We start from the raw sequence: 22,839 nt of genomic DNA, 5'->3' as shown, positions 1-22,839 counted from the left end.
TTTTTTTTTGTGATTAAACAATGGGTTCTAGTTGTGTTGTAGTTGTTGTTGTGCGTAGTTAATGCCTAAAACCCAATGAAAAACCAAACTTTTTTTATGTAATCTATTGTAAAAACAAAAAGAGGCACTTTCGCACCTCTTTTCTATATTGATTATTTTCTGATATTCAATACTTTGATAATCTCACGATATCTGTTAATCTCTTTTTTCTTCAAGTAATCCAATAAAGATCTTCTTTTACCAACAAGCAATACTAATGAACGCTCTGTGTTATAATCGTGACGATTTTTTTTCAAGTGCTCTGTTAAGTGACTAATTCTAAAAGTGAATAGTGCGATTTGAGCTTCTGCAGATCCTGTGTTTTCTGCTTTTCCTCCGTGTTTAGCGAAGATTTCTTCTTTAATCTCTTTAGTTAAATACATTCGAATATTGTTTTAATGATTTTTATGTATGTCAAACAGCTATTGTTAGACGGGTGCAAAAGTACTATTTATTTTTTGAAATGCAAAAGGATTTTTAGTTTATGCCTTAAAGATTTAAAATTCAAAGTATTAAACTAATATAATTTTGCAATTTCCAGATTAACAAATTCTAGAAATTCTTCGTCTGCTGCTGTAAAGGGATTTAAAACATGACTGTCAATATCAATTTGGCCAATATTCTTCCCATTAACAAAAAGAGGTACTACAATTTCGGATTTTACAGTAAAACTACAAGCAATGTAATTGTCTTGTGCTGCAACATCAGGAACTACAAAATTTTCGTTAGAAACAGCTACTTGTCCGCAAATTCCTTTCCCGAAAGGGATTACAGTATGGTCGGTTGCTGCACCCACATAAGGACCGAGGTGAAGCGTTTTGGTCTCCTGATTAGCGAAATAAAAACCTACCCAATTGTAATAATCAATCTCTTCATTAAGAAGCTGGCAAATATTTAAAAGTTTTTCATCTTTTGAAAGTGCTGAATTTGAAGTAATTTCTTTTACTTTTGGTTTTAATTCTTGGAATGTCATTTTTTGTGTTTTTTACAAAAGTATTTAAAGCCAGTTTTAAAAATTATATAAATTTGTTAAAAAATAGATTTTGGAAAAATATTTCATTCGATACAAACCCTTTTTAGTCTTTTTAAGTGCTTTTTTTATAACTTATATCGTTTTGACGGTTTTTTATCAATATTACCTAAATAGTTTTGGAGAAACTAAACTAGATTCTATTTCCAGAATAGTTGCGCACAATACAGAGCAAGTACTTCAATTATTTGATAAAAATGCAAGTGCGGATGACAGCAAATCAGAGCTTTATGTTGCTTTAATGTATCATCAAAAATATATCGCCCGAATCGTTGAAGGGTGTAATGCGGTAAGTGTCATTATTTTATTCATTTCATTTGTAGTCGCTTTTTCGGGGAAATTAAAGGCTACTTTGCTTTATGTTTTTGGAGGAAGCATTTTGATTTATGTTTTAAATATTTTGAGAATTGCTTTTTTATGTATTTTGTTAAGTCATTTTCCGGAGCAACGCCATTTTTTGCATGATATCTTTTTTCCGCTCTTTATTTATGGAGTAGTTTTTATTTTGTGGGTTATTTGGGTACGTAAATTTTCAAAATATGCGAAATAAACTTTTTCAGAACAAATGGACAATTGTTTTGGTCATACTATTCGTTGGACTATTGGCTTTGGTACGCGCTTTTGAAGATAAATTGTTCTACGACCCTTTTTTGGATTATTTCAAAGGTGATTTTCATTCTCATCCTTTGCCTGCTTATGAATCTGTTTCGCTATTTTTCGGATTGTTTTTTAGGTATATTATAAATACAGTTTTGTCTTTGGGCATACTTTATATTCTTTTCAAAGAAGTAGAGATGATTCAGTTTGCCGCTGTTTTGTATGCTTTTTTCTTTTTGGTTTTGATAGTTGCTTTCTTCACTATAATTCACTTTTACAAAGGACATGATATTCTGATGCTTTTTTATGTTCGCAGATTTCTTATTCAGCCTATTTTTGTAATTCTTTTTATTCCAGCATTTTATTATCAAAATCAGAATAAATAATTAGTTTTTCGTATCTTTAAAGTACCATTTGATGGTTTGATTATCAAATACTTTAGATTATGAAAATAGTAAAACATTCTGGAGATATTGTTGATTTTAATCCTGAAAAACTCAAAAATTCACTTCTGAAATCTGGTGCAGGAAAACAGGAAGTGGAGACTATTTTACAAGCCATCAAAAGTCAAGTTTACGATGGAATTTCTACCAAACAAATTTATAAAATGGCTTTTGCTCTTTTGAAAAAAACAGCAAATTCCCACGCAGCACGTTATAATTTGAGAGAAGCAATACGATTGTTGGGTCCTGCTGGTTTTTTCTTCGAAAAATATATTGCCAGACTTTTTGCCTCAGAGCATTATGCAACAGTCACTAATTTAACGCTGCAAGGAAAATGTGTTTCTCATGAAATTGATGTTTTGGTCAAAAAAAACCATGCTATTGCAATGGTTGAGTGTAAATATCACGTGGGAAGAGACGCGGCTTCGGATGTGAAAGTTCCCATGTATATATTGTCTCGCTTTAATGATTTGAAAGAAAGACAACATGCCATTTTTGATAAGAAAGACTCCATTTTGAAATGTTGGATTGTTACCAATAATAGGTTTACAGTTGATGCTATTGATTTTGCCAAATGCTCTGGCTTGAATTTATTGAGTTGGAATTATCCCGAAGATAACAATCTGAAGACAAAAAATGACAACAGATATCTGTATCCGGTGACTTGTTTGACCACGTTGTCGATATCCGAAAAAGAAAAATTATTGATTTTAGATGTGATTTTGGTGAAAGAAATAATTCATAATTCAGATTGTTTAGAGAAAATTGGGTTGAGTCCCAATCGAATAAAAAATGTATTGAAAGAAGCTTCTGAATTGTGCAGGTATATTTAGAGAAATAAAGGGTTCTGGTTTGTTTAATTTTAAATCCTATTCAAATGAAAATTAAATGTATTGGTGGTGCAGGAACGGTTACGGGTTCTAAAACATTAATTGATAGTAACGGAATTCGTATTTTGATAGATTGCGGACAATTTCAAGGTATAAAACCATTACGGGAACTCAACTGGCAACCTTTGCCTGTTTTGCCTTCAACTATAGATTTTGTTCTCCTGACTCATGGTCATTTAGATCATTGCGGTTGGTTACCACGATTAGTAAATCAAGGTTTTAAAGGAAAAATATATTGTACCAGTCCAACGGCAGCAATCACAAAGCTGATTCTTTTGGATAGCGCAAAAATTCAGGAAGAAGAAGCTCGTATTGCCAATGAGAGAAAGTTTTCTAAACACGAAATTGCCGAACCGCTTTATACCGTTGATCAGGCGAAAGCTGTTTTTTCTTTTTTTAGAGTCATCAAAACGAATGAATCAATTCCATTAGATGCCGAGATTTCAGCTGTTTTTACTAATGCCGGACATATTTTAGGTGCTTGTAGTATTGCGGTTCAGCTTGAAAATAAAACGCTGGTTTTTTCAGGAGATATAGGTCGTGATAACGATGTTTTAATGTATCCGCCAACCAAACCTAAAAAAGGCGACTATATTTTTCTGGAAAGTACTTATGGGAATCGGCTTCATCCCGATACAGATACTAAATTAGAACTCGAAACGTACATTAATAATACAGTTGATAAAGGTGGGACAATTATCATTCCGAGTTTTGCCGTAGAGCGTGCGCAAACCATTATGTATTTGCTTTGGCAACTTAAAGAAGAAGGTAAAATTCCTAATATTCCTTATATTGTTGATACTCCAATGGGAATTAATGCTTTGGATATTTTTTCTAATAATAAACAATGGCATAAATTATCACTTGCGGAATGTGATGCTATGAGCAAAATGTTTGCTCTTGTTTCGGATTATCAGGAAACTATTTCATTGATTTTTGATGAACAACCTAAAGTAGTTATCGCTGCCAGCGGAATGGTTACCGGAGGACGTGTTTTGAGTTATTTGGAACATTATATTGGTTTGCCAGAAACCACAGTTATTATTGTAGGGTATCAAGCCGAAGGAACTCGTGGCAGGAAATTATTAGAAGGAGCTAAGGAAATCAAAATTCATGGTAAATATTATCCTGTTTTAGCCAATATTCTTGAAATTCAAGGTTTATCTGCTCACGGAGATCAAAAAGATTTGTTGAATTGGCTTTCGGCATTAGAAAATAAACCTGCAAAAGTATTTTTGGTACACGGAGAAAATCAACCTGCAGATGAACTCCGAATCAAAATTCAGGAACAATATGGTTTTGATTGTTGTGTTCCGTTGATGGGGCAAGAATTTGATTTATGATTTTAACAGGATTTTGGTTTTAAGGATTATAAAATTGACTAATTTTGCAATATGAATATCAAAAAATGCACTAGTTTATTTTTAGCTTTCCTACTGTTGGTTTCCAATGTAGGAATGGCTTTTAATGTGCATTATTGTGCAGGAGAAATCGCCTCGGTTTCTTTAGAGTCTCAGCAGCAAATTAAAGAAAAAGGATGTTGCGAAAAAATTGTCTCTAAAAAAGACAGTTGTTGTAAAGACAAAGTTTTTCATTTTGAAAAAAAATCGGATAATGCTATAGTTAAGATTTTCTTTTTTGAACTTAACGCTCCTTTTCTAATTCAGGAATGGCAACCGGTAATTTTTTCTTTAACTGCAAATTTCAAAATTACTCCGGTTGCTACTTACTATTGCGATGCAAATGCTCCGCCACTTTTTAAGTTGTACAGCCAATATATTTTCTACGCCTGATTTTAATGTTTTAAAAGTCAAATCATTTCTTGTGGTTTGAAATTACTTTTTTACAAACATTAAAATTTTTATCATGCAAAAACTAGTAATGCTTTTTGTTTTGATTTTGCTTTCAGAAGCTGTTTTTTCTCAGGAAAACTTGAATGAGGAAAAGCTAAATGAAGTCAAAGTAGTCAAAAAGCGAAAAGGAATTCAAAAATCCTTCACCGTTACAGGTAATACCACAATTGTAACCAGTAAAGAATTGCTCAAAGCCGCTTGTTGTAATCTGGCTGAAAGTTTTGAAACCAATCCGTCAATCGATGTTAATTTTTCGGATGCTCTAACGGGGACCAAACAAATCAAAATGCTGGGGTTAACCAGTCCATATTTAATGATTACAGAGGAAAATGTTCCTTCTGTTCGTGGCGCTTCCCAAGCATATGGATTATCATTCACACCAGGAACCTGGGTTGAAAGTATTCAAATCACCAAAGGTGCCGGAAGTGTTGTCAATGGTTACGAAAGTATTTCAGGTCAAATTAATACGGAACTGATTAAGCCTATTAATGACATTCCATTTTTCTTGAACGCGTATGGTTCTACAGATTCTCGTTTTGAATTAAACACTCATTTCAATACTAAAATTTCAGATAAATGGAGTAGTAGTTTGTTTTTACACGGCAATACACGTGTTGCAAAAACAGATATGAATGACGATGGTTTTTTGGATAATCCATTGGCCAAACAAATTAATATTCTCAATAGATATCAATATTATAATGCTGAAAAAGGCTGGGTAAGTTTTATCAACTTTCGATACATGAACGATAAGAAACAAACTGGCGAATTAGATTTTGATTCTAAAAAAGATAAAGGAACTACGAATTATTGGGGTTCCGAAATCAATACCGAGCGCTTAGATGTGGCTACAAAAGTAGGATATGTTTTTCCTGATATGCCGTATCAAAGCATTGGTTTTCAAAATGCATTCGACAGTCATAATCAGCATTCTTATTTTGGTTTAAACCAATACAACATCAAACAAAGCAGTTATTATTCTAATTTGATTTTCAACTCGATTATCAATAATACCATGAATAAGTTTGCTACAGGTTTGAATTTTACGTATGATAAATACCAAGAATTTGTCAATGTAAATGATTACAGCAGAATCGATAATTCAGTTGGCGCTTTTTTTGAATATACCTATGACAACGGTGATGATTTTAGTGTTATTCTTGGTGGTCGAATTGATAATCACAATCGTTTAGGGACTTTTATTACGCCAAGATTACACATGAGATACAATCCTTGGGACAAAGGAGTTTTACGATTTTCAGCAGGAAGAGGAAAACGTTCGGCCAATATTTTTGCAGAGAATCAGCCTCTTTTTGCCAGTTCCAGAACTTTTGAAATACTAAATTCTAATGGAAAAATCTATGGTTTAAATCCAGAAATTGCATGGAATTATGGATTAAGTTTCTCCCAAAAGTTTTCGCTCCTTGGCAAAAGTGCCGATGTTGGTTTTGATTTATACCGAACCGATTTTCAGAATCAGGCTATTGTTGACGTGATGCAAAGTCCACAAGAAGTTTTGTTTTATAATCTTGATGGAAAATCGTATGCAAATAGTTTACAAGTTGAATTCAATTATGAAATTCTGAATCATTTAAATTTGCGTTCAGCCTATAAATTTTATGATATTCAAACGGATTATTTGTCTGGCAGATATCAAAAAGCTTTACAAGCCAAACATCGATTTTTTGGAAACATCGAGTATGAAACTCCTGTTGGTGAAAAAGGGCAGCAATGGAAATTTGATTATACCTTAAACTGGATTGGCCAACAACAATTGCCAACAACCGCGTCAAATCAGGAGCAAGATCGATTACCGGAATTTTCAAAATCGTATTCATTGATGAATGCGCAAATCACAAAAATTTTTTCACCCACATTTGAAGTTTACGTTGGAGGAGAAAACATTGGAAATTATACTCAGGAAAAAGCGATTCTGGGTTCAGAAAATCCTTTTGGTCCCAATTTTGATGCTTCAATTGTATACGCGCCTGTTTTTGGACAGATGTATTATGCAGGATTACGTTTTAAAATAAAATAAGAATCAATATTAAAAATCAAATAGTATGAAAATCAAAAATATAATTATAGCGTTAGTAATAACTTTCGTTGGATTCTCAGCTCAGGCTCAGGACACGAGCAAAAGCAAACTGGTGAAACAAAATAAAAATGCCAAGTATGTTACCGAAGTAAATGGTAATTGTGAGCAATGCCAAAAAAGAATTCAAAAAGCGGCTTATGCTGTTGATGGTGTGAAATCAGCAATTTGGAATATTGAAACACATCAATTAAGTTTGATTTTAAATGAAGAAAAATGTTCGGTTTTGGATGTGAAAAAGGCAATCGCAAAAGTGGGGCATGACACAGATGCCGTGAAATCGACAAATGAAGATTATGAAAAACTGCACAGTTGTTGCCTGTATGAAAGACAATAATCAAGGAGCCCAAAATGTAAATTTTGGGCTTTTTTTATTGAATCAAGATTTAGAGTTTTAAGACTCTTTTTTAATGTCTTTAAGCGTTAATAAAACTTTAAAAAATGCCAATAAATTGTGGTTAAGGTAAATTATTCATACTTTCACGAACTATTAAATTACAACTCTTTTTATGAATAATTTTGATTGGACTCAATTACTTAATCCGGAATTTTATATCACCTTAAATATTGGGGGAATTCAAATAGGTTTATATATCGTTATTTTTATCGTTTTTGCCGAAACGGGTCTTTTTGCCGGTTTTTTTCTTCCTGGAGACAGTTTGCTTTTTCTTGCCGGAATTTACAGTCGTGATTTAGTTGAAAATTTAATCGTTATAGAAAGTGATTTTATAAATGTAGTTTTATTAGCTGTTTTAATTGCGATTTCAGGGGTTGTCGGTAATATGGTTGGCTATTGGTTTGGAGCTAAAAGCGGGTATTATTTATTTAAAAAGGAAGATACTTTTTGGTTCAAGAAAAAATACTTATTACAGTCGAAAGATTTCTTTGAAAAGTACGGCGGTAAAGCCATCATTTTTGCCCGTTTTCTGCCTATTTTTAGAACTTTTGCGCCTATAGTAGCGGGAATTGTATCTATGGATAAAAAGAAATTTATGTTCTTTAATATTTTGAGTTCTTTTTTATGGTCGTTTATTCTAGTCTTTTCAGGGCATTATTTATATGGTTTTTTTCTGGAGTACGGAATCGATTTAAAAGAACACATCGAGTATATTGTTATTATTATTGTGTTGATATCTACCATTCCCGTTTTATTCAAACTTTTGAAAAAGAACGTTCATTTAAAATAAAGTATTGATTCAAAAAAAAATCCGTTCGATGACCGAACGGATTTTTTTGTATTATGAAATTAGAATCTGTAATAAAAATTACATCATTCCCGGCATACCTCCACCCATTGGGTTTCCGCCTCCATTATCTTCTTTAATATCAATTAAAGCACATTCAGTAGTCAAGATCATTCCTGCAACTGATGCTGCATTTTCTAATGCTACACGAGTTACTTTTTTAGGATCAATAATACCAGCTTTAAGCATATCTACATATTCGTCAGTTTTGGCATTGTATCCAAAATCACCTGAACCTTCAGCTACTTTTGCTACGACAACAGAACCTTCAAGACCAGCATTTTCAACAATAGTTCTCAAAGGAGATTCTACGGCGCGAGATACAATTTGAATTCCAGTTGCTTCATCAGCGTTATCAGCAGTTATTGCGCTTAATGCATTTTTAGCTCTAAGTAAAGCAACACCACCACCAGCAACGATTCCTTCTTCAACTGCAGCGCGAGTTGCATGTAAAGCGTCATCTACTCTGTCTTTTTTCTCTTTCATCTCTACTTCAGAAGCTGCACCAACATAAAGAACGGCAACACCTCCGGCTAATTTAGCCAAACGTTCTTGTAATTTTTCTTTGTCATAATCAGAAGTAGTAGCTTCCATTTGACCTTTGATTTGGTTTACACGATTTTTGATCATATCAGCATCGCCTGCACCGCTTACAATAGTTGTGTTGTCTTTGTCAATTGTTACTCGTTTAGCAGTACCCAACATTTCAATAGTTGTGTTTTCTAAAGTATATCCTCTTTCTTCAGAGATAACAGTTCCTCCGGTTAAGATGGCGATATCTTCTAACATTGCTTTTCTTCTGTCACCAAAACCAGGTGCTTTTACAGCAGCGATTTTTAATGCTCCACGTAATTTATTTACTACCAAAGTTGATAATGCTTCACCATCAACATCTTCAGCAATAATTAATAATGGTTTTCCTGATTGAGCAACTGGCTCTAAAACTGGTAGCAATTCTTTTAAAGAAGATACTTTTTTGTCATACAAAAGAATGTAAGGATTCTCTAATTCTGCTTCCATTTTTTCTGGATTGGTTACAAAATATGGAGAAAGATATCCTCTGTCAAACTGCATTCCTTCTACAACATCTACATAAGTTTCAGTTCCTTTAGCTTCTTCAACAGTAATAACTCCTTCTTTTCCAACTTTTGCGAAAGCAGTAGCGATTAATTCGCCAATTACTTCGTCATTGTTAGCAGAAATAGAAGCAATTTGTTTTATTTTTTCAGAATCACTTCCTACTACTTTGGCTTGTTTAGTAAGGTCTGCAACAATAGCTTCAACAGCTTTGTCAATTCCTCTTTTTAAGTCCATAGGATTTGCTCCTGCAGCTACGTTTTTCAACCCTTCTTTAACGATTGCTTGTGCTAAAACGGTTGCTGTTGTAGTTCCGTCTCCAGCTAAATCATTCGTTTTAGAGGCTACTTCTTTTACCATTTGAGCTCCCATATTTTCTAATGGGTCTTTCAATTCGATTTCTTTGGCAACGGTAACACCATCTTTAGTAACATTTGGTCCGCCAAAAGCTTTTCCTATGATTACGTTACGACCTTTTGGTCCTAAAGTTACTTTTACAGCATTTGCTAATGCATCAACACCGCGTTTTAATCCGTCACGTGCTTCAATATCAAATTTTATATCTTTTGCCATCTTATTATTAATTTGTTGATTCGTTTAATTTGTTAATTCGATTAGATAATCGCTAAAATATCGTCTTCACGCATAATTAGGTAATCTTTTCCTTCTAATTTTAATTCGGTACCCGCATATTTTCCGTAAAGAACGCTGTCGCCAACTTTTACAGTCATTGTGTGGTCGTTTGTGCCATTTCCTACAGCTACAACAGTTCCTTTTTGTGGTTTTTCTTTAGCGGTATCCGGAATAAAAATTCCTGATGCAGTTTTAGTTTCAGCAGCTACTGGTTCAATAAGAACGCGGTCTGAAAGTGGTTTAATGTTTAAAGCCATGATTTTATATTTTTATTTATATTTTATAATGATTGCATGTGGAATTTCAGAAACTGTGCCAGCCTACGAAAACTGACAATTTTTCCTAAAAAAAATGCCAGCTTTGTCAGGCTGGCATCATTTTATAGAAGAAATAATTATTTTGCAGAATCCGTCGCAACTGGCGCGCTTTGAGCTGGTGTTGCTGGAGTTGCAGGAGCAGCAGTATTTGGTGTAGCTGCTTCTGTTTTTTCAATGATTTTTGAATCAGTGTCGCTTAAAGCTCCTGTAAAACTTAAACTTGAAAGTAATATAAGTGCAATAAGTATAGTGGCCAATGTCCAAGTACTTTTGTCTAAAAAGTCAGTTGTTTTTTGTACACCACCCATCATTTGTGAACCTCCTATTGCAGAAGATAATCCACCACCTTTAGGGTTTTGAACCATTATTACGACTACCAATAGAAAACAAACTATTGTTATTAAAACTAAAAAAATTGAAAATGTGCTCATTGTTTAATTATTATTATGTTGTAAAATCTTAATATCCGAGATACGGTCTGCAAAGAAACTACTTTTTTCTGGATATTTCAAAATTAATATTTCATAAGCTTGAATCGCTTTTTGATATTTTTTTTGTTCCAAATAAACTCGTGCTAAAGTTTCAGTCATCAAATAGGAATTGTCCCCTGCATTCAGGTCAAAAGTCACCGTTGAAGCAACGCCGTGTTTGATAGGAGGAATCTTCGGGCTTGTTTCAATAAACTTATCGATTAATTGTGCTTTTTTCTTTCTTTCGTTGTCTAATGGTGCGGTTTCCGGAACTGTTTCTGTTGGTTTTTGTCTCTCTATAGGTTGTGCTCTGGAAAGTTGAAGCCATTCTTGGAAGGAATGTTTTTCGTTTATAGAAAAATCCAAAGGTTTTCCAATCGCCAATTTCTCTTCGGCTATTTTGGTGTTTTTATCTTCTTCGGTTTCTGTAGCTTCTTTAATAGAAGTAAGAATCGATTTTTCTAAAGTGTTTTTTATTTCAGGTTTTTCTTCGTGAAGAATTATTTCGCTGTCAACTACATTTATATCAAGAAGTTCCAGGATTTTTTTGTCATAAAATCCTTTTTGAATCGCAGTAAAAGAATCCGAAGTGATGAAGTCAAATAAAACCGTCCTGTCTGTTGTATGAGCAGCAGTAACCTTTAATGCAAAATTATACTTAAAACTGCTTTGGTTGTAAAGCCCTTTTAAACGTAAAGCCCTCGCACTTTGAAAAAACGGAAATTCATCAAGAACATTTCCCAATGCCTCGGTGTACTTTTCGTTTATAGCATCCGGTTTGTTTATTAAGTAAGTATAATCGGTTACATTCATAAAGGTTATTCGTTTGTTTTTTGATTCGTTTATTTGTTGCTCGATTAGCTGAATTAACAAATTACCAAATCAATACCTCATTTACCATTTAGCAAGTGATTCATTAAATATATCTTGCGTAATTCTGTCAAAAATCTCTTTTAAAGCACTATTCAAAGTAGAGCCGGTGAGTTGTTGGGTAGCTGGATAATCATAATAAAACTCGAAATTTTTTTCAAAATCATCTGTTTCTTTATTCTTGTTGGTAAACCGAACATTGACTCTTATTTTTAGTCTGTTTTGTGAAGCTTGTTGATCGGCGGTAGCAGTCATCGGACTTATTCGATAATCAGTAATTTCACCTTCATAAGTTAAATCACCTCCGTTTTTAACCAAATTTAAATTAGTCTGATTTTGAATTAAATCTTGTAATTGCAGCGTAAATGTTCTGTCGATTCCAGGTTCGATAAGGTCGGCATTATTTTGAAAAAAATTGACCTGAAACGTTTTTGCATCAATTTTTCCTGTTCCGGTAAAGTTGTACACTGAGCAACTATTGAAAGTCACCAGAATTAACAAAATAAAAATATACTTTATGTTTTTCATTACTAAATTTAAAAATTGCGTCGCCAGTTCGCTAACGCTCGTGTCAAAGGTATTTAAAATTCACAGATAATTATCAATTGATTATTTCTATAAATCAAATTGTTTTATTTTTCGATACAAAGTTCTTTCAGAAATTCCCAATTCATCTGCGGCTGCTTTTCGTTTTCCTTTGTTTTTTTCTAATGATTTCTTAATCATTTCGATTTCCTTTTGTTCTAAACGCAAAGTTTCTTCTTCCTCTTCAACTGTTTCGGCAAATAGAAAATTATCTTCCTGATCTTGGTATTGTTCTTCGTTATTTTGCGAAGCCATTAACGTTGCTCTAGGTTCTTCTTCAAAATCTATTTCACTGTCATTTTCTTTAGAACCGTATATTTTTTTGATTAGATTTTGATTGGTTTCCTGAACTTTTGAACTTCCGCTTTGCATTAATTCTAAGGTCAGTTTTTTCAAATCATGTAAATCGCTTTTCATGTCAAAAAGAACTTTGTACAGGATTTCTCTTTCGGTATTAAAATCGCTGTCGCCTTTTTTATCTTTGATTACCGATGGTAAATTACTTCCTTCCACTGGCAAATAAGATTGTAGTGTTGCTGCCGTAATATCCCTGTTGGTTTCTAATACAGAAAGCTGTTCTGCAACGTTTCGCAATTGACGAATATTTCCGCTCCATCGAAATTTTTGCAAAACGGCAACCGCTCCATCGTCAAGTTTTAAAGGAGGCATTTTATATTTATGCGCAAAATCCGAAGCGAATTTTCGAAACAATAAATGAATGTCGTCTTTTCGTTCTCGCAAGGGCGGCAGTGAAATATCTACGGTGCTCAAACGATAATACAAATCTTCTCTGAATTTTCCTTTTTCGATGGCGTTAAACAAATTCACATTGGTGGCAGCCACAATACGAACATTGGTTTTTTGAACCTGAGACGAACCTACTTTTATAAACTCGCCATTTTCCAACACACGAAGCAAGCGCACTTGAGTTGTCAATGGTAATTCACCTACTTCATCTAAGAAAATAGTTCCGCCATCGGCTACTTCAAAATAGCCTTCACGCGTATTGGTAGCGCCTGTAAAAGCGCCTTTTTCATGTCCGAAAAGTTCACTGTCAATGGTTCCCTCCGGAATGGCTCCGCAGTTTACGGCAATATATTTCCCGTGTTTTCTGTGCGAAAGCGAATGTATGATTTTTGGAATACTTTCTTTTCCAACACCACTTTCTCCAATAACTAATACCGAAATATCAGTTGGAGCAACCTGAATGGCTTTTTCTATTGCGCGATTAAGCTTTGGGTCATTCCCAATAATCTCAAAGCGTTGTTTTATAGCTTGAACGGTATCCATTTTTTATTTTTTTTTGGCCAGAGGCTAATTTTTTAATTCATTTCACTCAATCCAACAGCTTCTCCTTTGAGAGTTCCGCTGGTACATGAAGTGATTTTTACATTTACAAAATCTCCAATTTTATAATTCTCTTTTGGGAAAACCACCGTAATACTTTGTGAATTTCTTCCGGAAAATTCTTCAGTAGATTTTTTCGAAACTTTTTCAACCAAAACTTCTACCGTTTGACCAATGAATTCTTCAGAGCGAAACCAAGCGTGTTTTTGTTGTAAATCGACAATTTCCTGCAATCTTCTTGCTTTAGTTTCATCAGTAACATCATCTTCCATTTTGCGTCCAGCCAAAGTTCCAGGGCGTTCAGAATACGAATACATATAACCAAAATTATATTTCACATATTCCATTAAACTCAATGTGTCTTGATGATCTTCTTCGGTTTCTGTTGGAAAACCGGAAATCATATCCTGCGAAATGGAACTATTCGGAATAATAGCTCTGATTTTATCAATCAAAGTCATGTATTCTTCGCGTGTATGCAAACGATTCATCTCTTTTAGGATTCTATTACTTCCGGATTGCACCGGTAAGTGAATGTGTTTGCAAATATTAGGATGTTTTGCAATTACGTGTAACACACTTTCGTGCATATCCTGCGGATTCGAAGTCGAAAATCTAATACGCATTTTAGGAAAACCAACAGCCACCATTTCCAGTAATTGATCAAAATCTACAGCAGTTGCTTTTTGCATTTCGGTTGCGTTTTCGAAATCTTTTTTCAAGCCGCCCCCGTACCATAAATAACTATCCACATTCTGACCCAAAAGTGTAATTTCCTTAAAACCTTTGTCCCATAAATCCTGAATTTCTTTCATTATACTTTGCGGTTCACGGCTGCGTTCTCTTCCGCGGGTAAAAGGCACCACGCAAAACGTACACATGTTGTCGCAACCACGGGTAATTGAAACCAATGCTGTAATTCCGTTACTCATTAAACGAACCGGAGAAATATCACCATAGGTTTCGTCTTTCGACAAAATCACGTTAATGGCATCACGACCTTCCTCTACTTCGCTCAATAAATTAGGTAAATCTTTATAGGCATCGGGACCTACAACGAGGTCTACAATTTTTTCTTCTTCCAGAAACTGACTTTTCAATCGCTCTGCCATACAACCCAAAACCCCGACTTTCATCTTCGGATTAATGCGTTTTACCGCATTGTATTTCTCTAAACGTTTTCGAATGGTTTGTTCCGCTTTGTCTCGAATCGAACAGGTATTTACTAAAACTAAATCGGCTTCTTCCAGTACTTGCGTTGTGTTGTATCCGTTTCCGGACAAAATGGAAGCTACAATTTCGCTATCCGAAAAGTTCATCGCACAGCCGTAACTTTCTATAAAGAGTTTTTTAGTATTCTCAGGTTTATTTTCTAAAACAAGACTTTCGCCCTGTTTGCTTTCTTCTATTATCTTTTCCATTGGGTATTTTCAAAGCACAAAGATAAATGAATTTCAATAAATATGACAAGATGTCAGATGAAGAATTAACACTATTTTAAGTTATGGATTTGGGGAAGCAATTTTCCGATTTCTGTTACAAGTCCTAACAAAAAAGTAGAGTTTCAAAAGTTCTAAAAAGAGCTTCTGTTGGTCGCTTTTTTAGAACAGGAAACTTTTACTTTTTTACTCCATGCTTTTCACTGCAAATGAAATTCAATGAACTCCAACTAAAATAAATGTATTGTGAAGTAATAAGGGCTAAAAAACAGGCAAGTATGGCTAAAACTTACCTATTAATGATTGTGAAATACTTCAAAAGTAAAATCAAAAGCCCAATATTTAAAAAAATTAGATACTTTTGTCCCAGAAAAATAGAGCAATGGCAAAGAATTTAGTTATAGTGGAGTCACCTGCGAAGGCGAAAACAATCGAAAAATTTCTAGGAAGTGATTATCAAGTAGAGTCCAGTTATGGGCATATTGCTGATTTACCTTCTAAAGAAATTGGTGTAGATGTAGAAAATGGTTTCAAACCTAAATACGAAGTTTCTGCCGACAAGAAAGCATTGGTAACCAAATTAAAAGGACTAGCAAAGAAAGCCGAAATGGTTTGGTTAGCAAGTGATGAGGATCGCGAGGGGGAAGCTATTTCTTGGCATCTTGCCGAAGAATTAAAATTAGACAAAACCAAAACTAAGCGTATTGTTTTTCACGAAATCACGAAAACTGCGATTCTAAAAGCCATCGATAATCCTAGAGAAATTGATTATAATTTAGTTAATGCACAACAAGCACGTCGTGTTTTAGACAGATTGGTTGGTTATGAATTGTCACCTGTACTTTGGAGAAAAATAAAAGGAGGACTTTCTGCCGGACGTGTACAATCAGTATCTGTTCGTTTGATTGTAGAGCGCGAAAGAGAAATTCATAATTTCAAAGCGGTGGCAACATATTCGGTTGTAGCAGAATTCACTAACGAAGCCGGAAAGTCATTCAAAGCAAAACTTCCAAAGAATTTTAATACTAAAAAAGAAGCCGAAGATTTTTTAAATAAAAATATCGGTTCTACCTATAAAGTTTCAGATTTAGAAACTAAACCTACCAAAAAATCACCAACCGGACCTTTTACGACCTCGACTTTGCAACAAGAAGCTGCGCGTAAATTGTACTTACCTGTTGGAATTACCATGCAATTGGCACAACGTTTGTACGAAGCCGGACTCATTACTTACATGAGAACCGATAGTGTAAACTTGTCTAAAGACGCAATGGAAGCTGCCGAAGCTGAAATCATTAAATCCTACGGAAAGGAATTTTCTAAACCTAGAACTTTTGTCAATAAAAGTAAAGGGGCGCAAGAAGCCCACGAAGCAATTCGTCCTACTGATATGTCTCGTCACACTGTGAATATCGACAGAGACCAAGCGCGTTTGTATGATTTGATTTGGAAAAGAACGTTGGCTTCACAAATGAGTGATGCACAATTAGAGCGTACCAATGTGAAAATTGAGGCGAATAATCATGGCGAAATATTCACAGCATCTGGAGAGGTTTTGCTTTTTGAAGGTTTCTTAAAAGTCTATCTGGAAGGTCATGATGACGATGAAGAAGAGCAAGAAGGAATGTTGCCAGCGATGAAAGTCAATGAAAAACTACAAAATAATTATATCTCAGCAACCGAAAGGTATTCTAGACCACCTGCCCGATACACCGAAGCTTCTTTGGTGAAAAAATTAGAGGAATTAGGGATTGGTCGTCCGTCAACTTATGCGCCAACAATTTCTACAATTATCAACAGAAATTACGTAGAAAAAGGAAATCTGGATGGTCAGGAACGTAATTACACGCAACTGACATTGCAATCCGGAAAAGTAGACGAGAAACTGCTGAAAGAAAATACGGGTTCTGATAAAGGAAAATTAGTTCCTACAGATATTGGAACTATTGTTACGGATTTCTTGGTTAAGAATTTTGGAAATATTTTAGATTATAATTTCACTGCCAAAGTGGAACAGGATTTTGATGAAATTGCCGAAGGAAATATCGAATGGGCAAAAATGATGCAGGAGTTTTACGATAAGTTCCACCCGACTGTTAAGGACGTTGAAGCGAATGCTGACAGAGAAAGTGGGGAACGAATTTTGGGAAAGCATCCGGAATCGGGAAAACAAGTTTCGGTTCGTTTGGGCAAATTTGGTCCGATGGCTCAAATTGGTGAAGCAGATGATGAAGATAAGAAATTTGCCAGTTTAATGGCGGATCAAAATATTGGGAATATAACTCTTGAGGAAGTTCTGAATTTATTTTTATTGCCTAAAAATTTAGGTACATATAAAGGAGAAGAAGTTGAGGTAAGTAACGGTCGTTATGGACCTTATATTCGTCATGGAGCCGCTTTTGTTTCTTTGCCAAAAGGGGAAGAGCCGTTGAGTGTTGATATGCAAAGAGCTCAGGAATTAATTGACGAAAAAGCTTTAGCCGATGCGCCAATTGCTGTTTATAAGGGTGAAGGCGTACAAAAAGGGACAGGTCGTTTTGGTCCGTTTATCAAATGGAATGGAATTTTTATAAATGTATCTAAAAAGTATGATTTTGATAATTTATCGCAATCGGATATCGAAGCGTTGATTGAAGATAAATTACAAAAAAATATCGATAAAGTTTTACATAACTGGGAGGACGAAGGTATTTTGGTCGAAAAAGCCCGTTGGGGACGTTCGGTTATTACCAAAGGCAAAATTAAAATAGAATTAAGCAAAGATGTTGATGCGACAAAATTGACATTGGAAGAAGTTCAAGAAATGATAGCTAAGAAAACACCGGTTAAGAAAACGCCAGCTAAAAAAGCAACAACTGCAAAAAAACCTGTGGCTAAAAAAGCAGTAGCAAAAAAGAAATAAGAGATGGAATTTGATTTTCTGGCCCCTGTAAATACTGAAATCCTTGACTTTATAAGTGGATTGTCTTCTCAGCAATTGGGAAGCAAAATTGTTTTGCACACGGAGAAGCAATTTCCGGATGTGAACAAAATTAAAATCGCACTAATTGGTGTTTTGGAGAATCGCGGTAACAACACTTCAATTTCAGAAGTAGATTTAATGGCTGCCCGAAAAGAATTGTATGGTTTGTATCCTGGAAATTGGGATGCTTCAATTGCGGATTTGGGAGATATTTTAGCAGGAAATACCGTTGAAGATACTTATTTTGCTTTGCGAAAAGTAGCATTGGCATTAATCAAGAAAAAAATAATCCCTATTATAATTGGTGGTTCCCAAGATTTGACATATGCGCTTTACAGGGCTTATGATGATTTGGAGCAAATGGTGAATTTAGTAGCTATTGACAGTAAATTTGATTTTGGTAAAGAAAGTGAGGAAGTTTCCGCAACTTCTTATTTGACAAAAATAATTATTGATGAACCTAATAATCTCTTTAACTATTGCAATATAGGATATCAAACGTATTATAATTCGCAAGAAGAAATTGATTTGGTCGAAAAATTATTCTTTGATGGCTACCGATTAGGGGAAGTTTCGAATAACATATCGATTTCGGAACCTGTATTTAGAGATGCTGATTTGGTAAGCCTTGATTTAAATTCGGTAAAATCAGCTGATTCGGGGAATTTTGTTTCTTTTTCTCCAAATGGTTTTAATGGAAAAGAAATTTGTTCGTTATCCAGATATGCCGGAATAAGTGATAAAGTTTCTTTGTTTGGAATTTTTAATCATAATAATTCTGTTCAGGAATCGGTTATTATCGCACAGATAATTTGGTATTTTATTGAGGGGTTTCATTATCGCTCAAATGAATATCCTTTTGGTAGCAGAGAAAATTATTTAAAGTATATCGTTCCTTTGGAAGAAGAAGAATTAGTATTTTATAAAAGTAATAAAACGGATAGATGGTGGATAGAAATACCATTTATTTCAAATGGAAATAATAAATTAAAAAGAAATACGTTATTACCGTGTTCATATGAGGAGTACTTAGCAGCGTGTAATCAAGAGCTACCGGAAAGATGGTGGAAAGCACAACGTAAGAATATCATATAGAATTCGTTTACCTTTTGGTGTTTTTTAAAAAAAGAATGTTGTTTATTATAAAAAAATTGCTTTTTAAAAAAATAATAAATAGGTTTACACACTTTAAGAATAATGAATAGATAACCCAAATTTTATGAAGAAGCTCATTGCATTTACGGCAATTTTGACACTATTAATTGGCTGTGGTAAATCAAGCGACAAAGGAGAGTTAGTTGGAGTTAAAGGAGGAAAATGGTATCCTGAAAAACCTTATGGAATGACTTTAGTTCCTGGAGGTTCTTTTATTATGGGTAAACCTGATGACGATTTAGCTGATGTTGAGGATGCACCAACAAAAACAGTTACTGTACGATCTTTTTATATGGACGAAACAGAAATTACTAATAGTGAATACCGTTCTTTTGTAGAATGGGTAAAAGATTCAACTATGAGAGTTCGTTTAGCTATATTAGCAGATGAAAGCGGTCAGAAAGCTGGGGAATCAACAGGTAAAGGTAAAAATGCCGGTAGTATTGCTGATTTTGCATTCAATGATTCAGATCCTGAAAAAATGACTGCATACGATAAATACATGTATGACAATTATTATAGTATCGGGACCGATGATGATCCTTATGCCGGTAGAAAATTAAATAAAAAAGTAAAATTAATTAAAGATACTAAATCATATCCTGATGCTTATTATGCTGAGGTTATGGATTCTATGTATTTGCCAATAGAAGCATCTTACAACGGTTTGAGAACTATAGATGTTAATAAACTTAAATTCCGTTATTCTTGGATGGATATTCAAGCTGCAGCTAAAGCTAAAGTTGGAAAAAGAAAAGATTTTATTAGAACTGAAGAAGTAAATGTTTATCCTGATACTACAGTTTGGATAAAAGATTTTGCTTATTCTTACAACGAACCAATGCACAATGATTATTTCTGGCACAAAGCTTATGGAGATTATCCGGTTGTAGGAGTTAAGTGGACACAGGCAAAAGCTTTTTGTGCTTGGAGAACCTTAAACAAAAATTCTTACATTAAATCCAAAAAGAAAGGACATGATTTAATCAATTCTTTCAGATTGCCTACAGAAGCAGAGTGGGAATATTCTGCTAGAGGTGGTTTAGAGTCTGCAACATATCCTTGGGGTGGACCGTATACTAAAAATGACAGAGGTTGTTTCCTTGCTAATTTCAAACCAAATAGAGGAGATTATGCAGCAGACCAATCTTTATATACTGTAGAAGCTAAGTCATACGAACCTAATGGTTATAATCTTTATAACATGGCAGGAAATGTTTCAGAATGGACAGATTCTTCCTACGACCCAAATGCATACGAATATGTTTCTACAATGAATCCGAATGTGCTTGATGCTTCAAACAAACGAAAAGTAGTTCGTGGTGGTTCTTGGAAAGATGTTGCTTACTTCCTGCAAGTAAGTACAAGAGATTTCGAGTATGCAGATTCAGCAAGAAGTTTCATTGGTTTTAGAACTGTTCAAGATTACATGGGAACACAAACAACAGGAACCTCTAAAAGAAAAAATAAATAAACCCAAATCTAAAATTAAATAACCTAAAAAAAAACATTATGGCATTATTGAGCAAAAAAGCAATGAATTTCGCATACGGAATGGGAGCTGCGGTAGTTATCATCGGAGCGTTATTCAAAATTACACATCTTGAATTTGGATTTATAACAGGAAATCTAATGCTTACCATAGGTCTTGTAGTTGAAGCTGCTATTTTTGCGCTTTCTGCTTTTGAACCAGTTGATAATGAATTAGATTGGACCTTGGTTTATCCGGAACTTGCTAACGGAACAGCTTCTGGAACAAGAAAAGCGAAACAAGAAACTCCATCTGACGCTCAAGGATTATTGTCTCAGAAATTAGATGCAATGTTGAAAGATGCTAAAATTGATGGTGAATTAATGTCAAGCTTAGGAAATAGTATTAAAAACTTTGAATCTGCTGCAAAAGGAATTGCTCCAACTGTTGATTCAATTGCTTCTACAAAAAAATATAGTGAAGAATTGTCTTTGGCTGCTGCACAAATGGAATCTTTGAACAGTCTATATAAAGTACAATTAGAAAGTGCTTCAAGAAATGCAGAAGCGAATAAAGAAATTGCTGAAAATGCGGGTAAATTAAAAGAACAAATGCAATCAATGACTGCAAATATTGCTTCATTGAACACTGTTTACGGTGGTATGCTTTCTGCTATGGGAAATAAAGGATAATTAGTTTCAAACTACAATTAAAAAACAATAAACTAATTATTAGAAAATATGGCAGGAGGAAAATTAACCCCTAGACAGAAGATGATAAACCTGATGTACTTGGTTTTTATCGCAATGTTAGCTCTAAATATGTCCAAAGAAGTTTTATCTGCTTTTGGAATTTTAAATAATAAAATCGTTGAATCTAATGCTTTGACAGATACTAGAAATGAAACTTCATTTCTTCAATTGGCTCAAAAAGCAGAAGATCAGCCTGGTCAGTATGGTGATAAAAAAGTAAAAGTTGAAAAAATTAGAGCGGTTTCTAAAGAATTCAGTGATTACTTAGAAAATATAAAAACTGAAATTACTAAGAAAACCGAAAAAGATGCTCAAGGAAATTATTTGTATGAGCAAATGGATAAAGGTGATTTAGTAGACAGATTGTTTTTTACGGGAGACAGAGTTTCTAAACAAGGACAAGAGTTTTTAGATAAAATTAAAAATTACCCAGTCTTAATTAAACAAATTGGTGGAAGCTCTATTGCTGAATCAGAATTGAAAAAAATTGAAAATAGATTTGCAACTAAACCTATTTTTTCTGAAAAAGCAGGTGCAACCTTGTCTTGGATTGATTATAACTATAAAGGGTTTCCGTTAATTGCCACTGTTACAAAATTGACTCAATTGCAAGCTGATATCAAAACAACTGAAAGCGATGTAATGGCAGGAATGTTTCAATCGGATTTGATTGCTGCAGCTTCTCTTACGGCTTATCAGCCAATTGTTGTTCTTGATAAATCAGTTTTCTTTCAAGGTGAAGCTGTAACTGGTAAAATTATATTAGGAAAATTTGATCCATCATTAAAAGCAAAATCAGTTGTTGTTAATGGTTCAAGTGTTCAAGCACAAGCAGGTCAAGCTAAATTTTCATTTGGTGCAGGAAATATTGGAGAACACGCAATTGGAGGTTCTTTTAATTTTGATGAAAATGGTAAAGTGGTAAGTTTGCCTATTAAAGATAAATATGTAGTTGTAGCCAGACCAAAATCAGCTACGATATCAGCAGATAAAATGAATGTTGTGTACAGAGGTGTTGTTAATCCTATGACAATTTCATTTGCTGGTATCTCTGCAGATAAAGTTTCTGCATCAGGTCCTGGTTTAAGTCCAGCAGGTGGAGACAAATACACAATGAGACCAGGAAGTGGAACTGAAGCTGTTATTAATGTAACAGGAACTCTTTCTGACGGCTCTAAAGTTACAGATAGAAAGACCTTTAGAATTAAAGGTATTCCAGGTCCTGCCGGAACAATTAGAGGAGAAATGGGAGTGGTTAAAGGTCCTAAATCAAGTTTAGAAATTTCAACTATTGGAGCAAAATTGGTTGATTTTGATTTTGAAGTTGGTTTAGATGTTGTTGGTTTTAATCTTAAAGTTACGGGTCAACCTACAGTTGTTGTTCCGGGAAATAAATTAAACGCTCAATGTAAATCTGTTCTTTCTAAAGCCGGAAGAGGAGATCAAGTTACCATTTCTGAAATTAAAACTAAACTTGTTGGTGCAGGTAGTTATTTATTGCCAAGAACTGCTCCAGTAATTTATGAAATACAATAATAAGTACGTTTATACAAACCTACTTCAATAGCTT

The 22,839-nt window shown here is 34.2% G+C and carries 22 protein-coding genes; 13 read left to right on the top strand and 9 right to left on the bottom strand.

Features of this window, described 5'->3' with window-relative positions:
- Positions 1 to 152: 152 nt before the first annotated feature.
- Positions 153 to 422 carry a 30S ribosomal protein S15 gene (rpsO, locus tag O6P34_RS01940; protein WP_269685651.1) on the bottom strand — a complete coding sequence of 90 codons (270 nt, stop codon included), beginning with the start codon at positions 420 to 422 and terminating at the stop codon, positions 153 to 155.
- A gap of 134 nt (positions 423 to 556) precedes the next feature.
- Positions 557 to 1,012, bottom strand: coding sequence for a GAF domain-containing protein (locus O6P34_RS01935; protein WP_269685650.1), 456 nt, complete (start codon positions 1,010 to 1,012; stop codon positions 557 to 559).
- A gap of 70 nt (positions 1,013 to 1,082) precedes the next feature.
- On the opposite strand from O6P34_RS01935, the gene xrtF reads away from it, so the two are divergent.
- The 8 genes from xrtF (at position 1,083) to O6P34_RS01895 (ending at position 8,134) form a co-directional block, all read left to right on the top strand.
- Positions 1,083 to 1,619: an exosortase family protein XrtF gene (xrtF, locus tag O6P34_RS01930; protein WP_269685649.1), complete on the top strand. Its 537-nt coding sequence runs from the start codon at positions 1,083 to 1,085 to the stop codon at positions 1,617 to 1,619.
- Positions 1,609 to 2,052 carry an exosortase F system-associated membrane protein gene (locus tag O6P34_RS01925; protein WP_269685648.1) on the top strand — a complete coding sequence of 148 codons (444 nt, stop codon included), beginning with the start codon at positions 1,609 to 1,611 and terminating at the stop codon, positions 2,050 to 2,052. The genes xrtF and O6P34_RS01925 overlap by 11 nt, the downstream gene beginning before the upstream one ends.
- A 59-nt stretch (positions 2,053 to 2,111) precedes the next feature.
- A complete protein-coding gene (locus O6P34_RS01920) occupies positions 2,112 to 2,942 on the top strand; it encodes an ATP cone domain-containing protein (RefSeq protein WP_269685647.1) in 831 nt (276 codons plus the stop codon).
- A gap of 44 nt (positions 2,943 to 2,986) precedes the next feature.
- Positions 2,987 to 4,342 carry an MBL fold metallo-hydrolase RNA specificity domain-containing protein gene (locus O6P34_RS01915; RefSeq protein ID WP_269685646.1) on the top strand — a complete coding sequence of 452 codons (1,356 nt, stop codon included), beginning with the start codon at positions 2,987 to 2,989 and terminating at the stop codon, positions 4,340 to 4,342.
- A 51-nt stretch (positions 4,343 to 4,393) separates the two neighbouring features.
- Positions 4,394 to 4,792: an HYC_CC_PP family protein gene (locus O6P34_RS01910; protein WP_269685645.1), complete on the top strand. Its 399-nt coding sequence runs from the start codon at positions 4,394 to 4,396 to the stop codon at positions 4,790 to 4,792.
- Positions 4,793 to 4,865: 73 nt separating this feature from the next.
- A complete protein-coding gene (locus tag O6P34_RS01905; RefSeq protein ID WP_269685644.1) occupies positions 4,866 to 6,890 on the top strand; it encodes a TonB-dependent receptor plug domain-containing protein in 2,025 nt (674 codons plus the stop codon).
- A gap of 25 nt (positions 6,891 to 6,915) precedes the next feature.
- Positions 6,916 to 7,284, top strand: a complete 369-nt coding sequence (locus tag O6P34_RS01900; protein ID WP_432419581.1) for a heavy-metal-associated domain-containing protein — start codon at positions 6,916 to 6,918, stop codon at positions 7,282 to 7,284.
- Positions 7,285 to 7,456: 172 nt separating this feature from the next.
- Positions 7,457 to 8,134, top strand: a complete 678-nt coding sequence (locus O6P34_RS01895; RefSeq protein WP_269685643.1) for a DedA family protein — start codon at positions 7,457 to 7,459, stop codon at positions 8,132 to 8,134.
- A 78-nt stretch (positions 8,135 to 8,212) separates the two neighbouring features.
- Here the strand turns inward: O6P34_RS01895 and groL are convergent, their stop codons facing one another.
- The 7 genes from groL to miaB all read right to left on the bottom strand — a co-directional run bounded on the left by groL (position 8,213) and on the right by miaB (position 14,911).
- On the bottom strand, positions 8,213 to 9,841 hold the full coding sequence (groL, locus tag O6P34_RS01890; protein ID WP_269685642.1) for a chaperonin GroEL: 1,629 nt from the start codon (positions 9,839 to 9,841) through the stop codon (positions 8,213 to 8,215).
- Between the two features lie 41 nt (positions 9,842 to 9,882).
- Positions 9,883 to 10,158 (bottom strand): co-chaperone GroES, encoded by a 276-nt coding sequence (locus O6P34_RS01885; RefSeq protein ID WP_269685641.1) that lies wholly within the window; start codon positions 10,156 to 10,158, stop codon positions 9,883 to 9,885.
- A gap of 137 nt (positions 10,159 to 10,295) precedes the next feature.
- Positions 10,296 to 10,649 carry a preprotein translocase subunit SecG gene (secG, locus tag O6P34_RS01880; RefSeq protein ID WP_269685640.1) on the bottom strand — a complete coding sequence of 118 codons (354 nt, stop codon included), beginning with the start codon at positions 10,647 to 10,649 and terminating at the stop codon, positions 10,296 to 10,298.
- Positions 10,650 to 10,652: 3 nt separating this feature from the next.
- The gene (locus O6P34_RS01875; protein ID WP_269685639.1) at positions 10,653 to 11,501 is read right to left on the bottom strand and encodes a tetratricopeptide repeat protein; all 849 of its coding nucleotides are present in this window, start codon (positions 11,499 to 11,501) and stop codon (positions 10,653 to 10,655) included.
- A gap of 81 nt (positions 11,502 to 11,582) precedes the next feature.
- Positions 11,583 to 12,086 carry an LptE family protein gene (locus tag O6P34_RS01870; RefSeq protein ID WP_269685638.1) on the bottom strand — a complete coding sequence of 168 codons (504 nt, stop codon included), beginning with the start codon at positions 12,084 to 12,086 and terminating at the stop codon, positions 11,583 to 11,585.
- Between the two features lie 87 nt (positions 12,087 to 12,173).
- Positions 12,174 to 13,433 (bottom strand): sigma-54 interaction domain-containing protein, encoded by a 1,260-nt coding sequence (locus tag O6P34_RS01865; RefSeq protein ID WP_269685637.1) that lies wholly within the window; start codon positions 13,431 to 13,433, stop codon positions 12,174 to 12,176.
- Positions 13,434 to 13,465: 32 nt separating this feature from the next.
- Positions 13,466 to 14,911, bottom strand: a complete 1,446-nt coding sequence (gene miaB / locus O6P34_RS01860) for a tRNA (N6-isopentenyl adenosine(37)-C2)-methylthiotransferase MiaB (RefSeq protein WP_269685636.1) — start codon at positions 14,909 to 14,911, stop codon at positions 13,466 to 13,468.
- 400 nt (positions 14,912 to 15,311) lie between these two features.
- Between miaB and topA the strand changes: the two genes are divergently transcribed.
- From topA to porM, 5 genes are all read left to right on the top strand, one after another.
- A complete protein-coding gene (gene topA, locus O6P34_RS01855; RefSeq protein WP_269685635.1) occupies positions 15,312 to 17,831 on the top strand; it encodes a type I DNA topoisomerase in 2,520 nt (839 codons plus the stop codon).
- A gap of 3 nt (positions 17,832 to 17,834) precedes the next feature.
- The gene (locus tag O6P34_RS01850) at positions 17,835 to 18,986 is read left to right on the top strand and encodes a formimidoylglutamase (protein WP_269685634.1); all 1,152 of its coding nucleotides are present in this window, start codon (positions 17,835 to 17,837) and stop codon (positions 18,984 to 18,986) included.
- A 124-nt stretch (positions 18,987 to 19,110) separates the two neighbouring features.
- Positions 19,111 to 20,520, top strand: a complete 1,410-nt coding sequence (gene porK, locus O6P34_RS01845) for a T9SS ring complex lipoprotein PorK/GldK (RefSeq protein WP_269685633.1) — start codon at positions 19,111 to 19,113, stop codon at positions 20,518 to 20,520.
- Positions 20,521 to 20,558: 38 nt separating this feature from the next.
- A complete protein-coding gene (porL, locus tag O6P34_RS01840; RefSeq protein ID WP_269685632.1) occupies positions 20,559 to 21,209 on the top strand; it encodes a type IX secretion system motor protein PorL/GldL in 651 nt (216 codons plus the stop codon).
- A 48-nt stretch (positions 21,210 to 21,257) separates the two neighbouring features.
- Positions 21,258 to 22,805 (top strand): type IX secretion system motor protein PorM/GldM, encoded by a 1,548-nt coding sequence (gene porM, locus O6P34_RS01835; RefSeq protein ID WP_269685631.1) that lies wholly within the window; start codon positions 21,258 to 21,260, stop codon positions 22,803 to 22,805.
- Positions 22,806 to 22,839 lie beyond the last annotated feature (34 nt).

Source organism: Flavobacterium lacustre (assembly GCF_027474525.2).
GTDB lineage: Bacteria > Bacteroidota > Bacteroidia > Flavobacteriales > Flavobacteriaceae > Flavobacterium > Flavobacterium lacustre.
The sequence above is the reverse complement of the archived record's forward strand: the minus strand, read 5'-3'. Positions and strand labels throughout refer to the sequence as shown.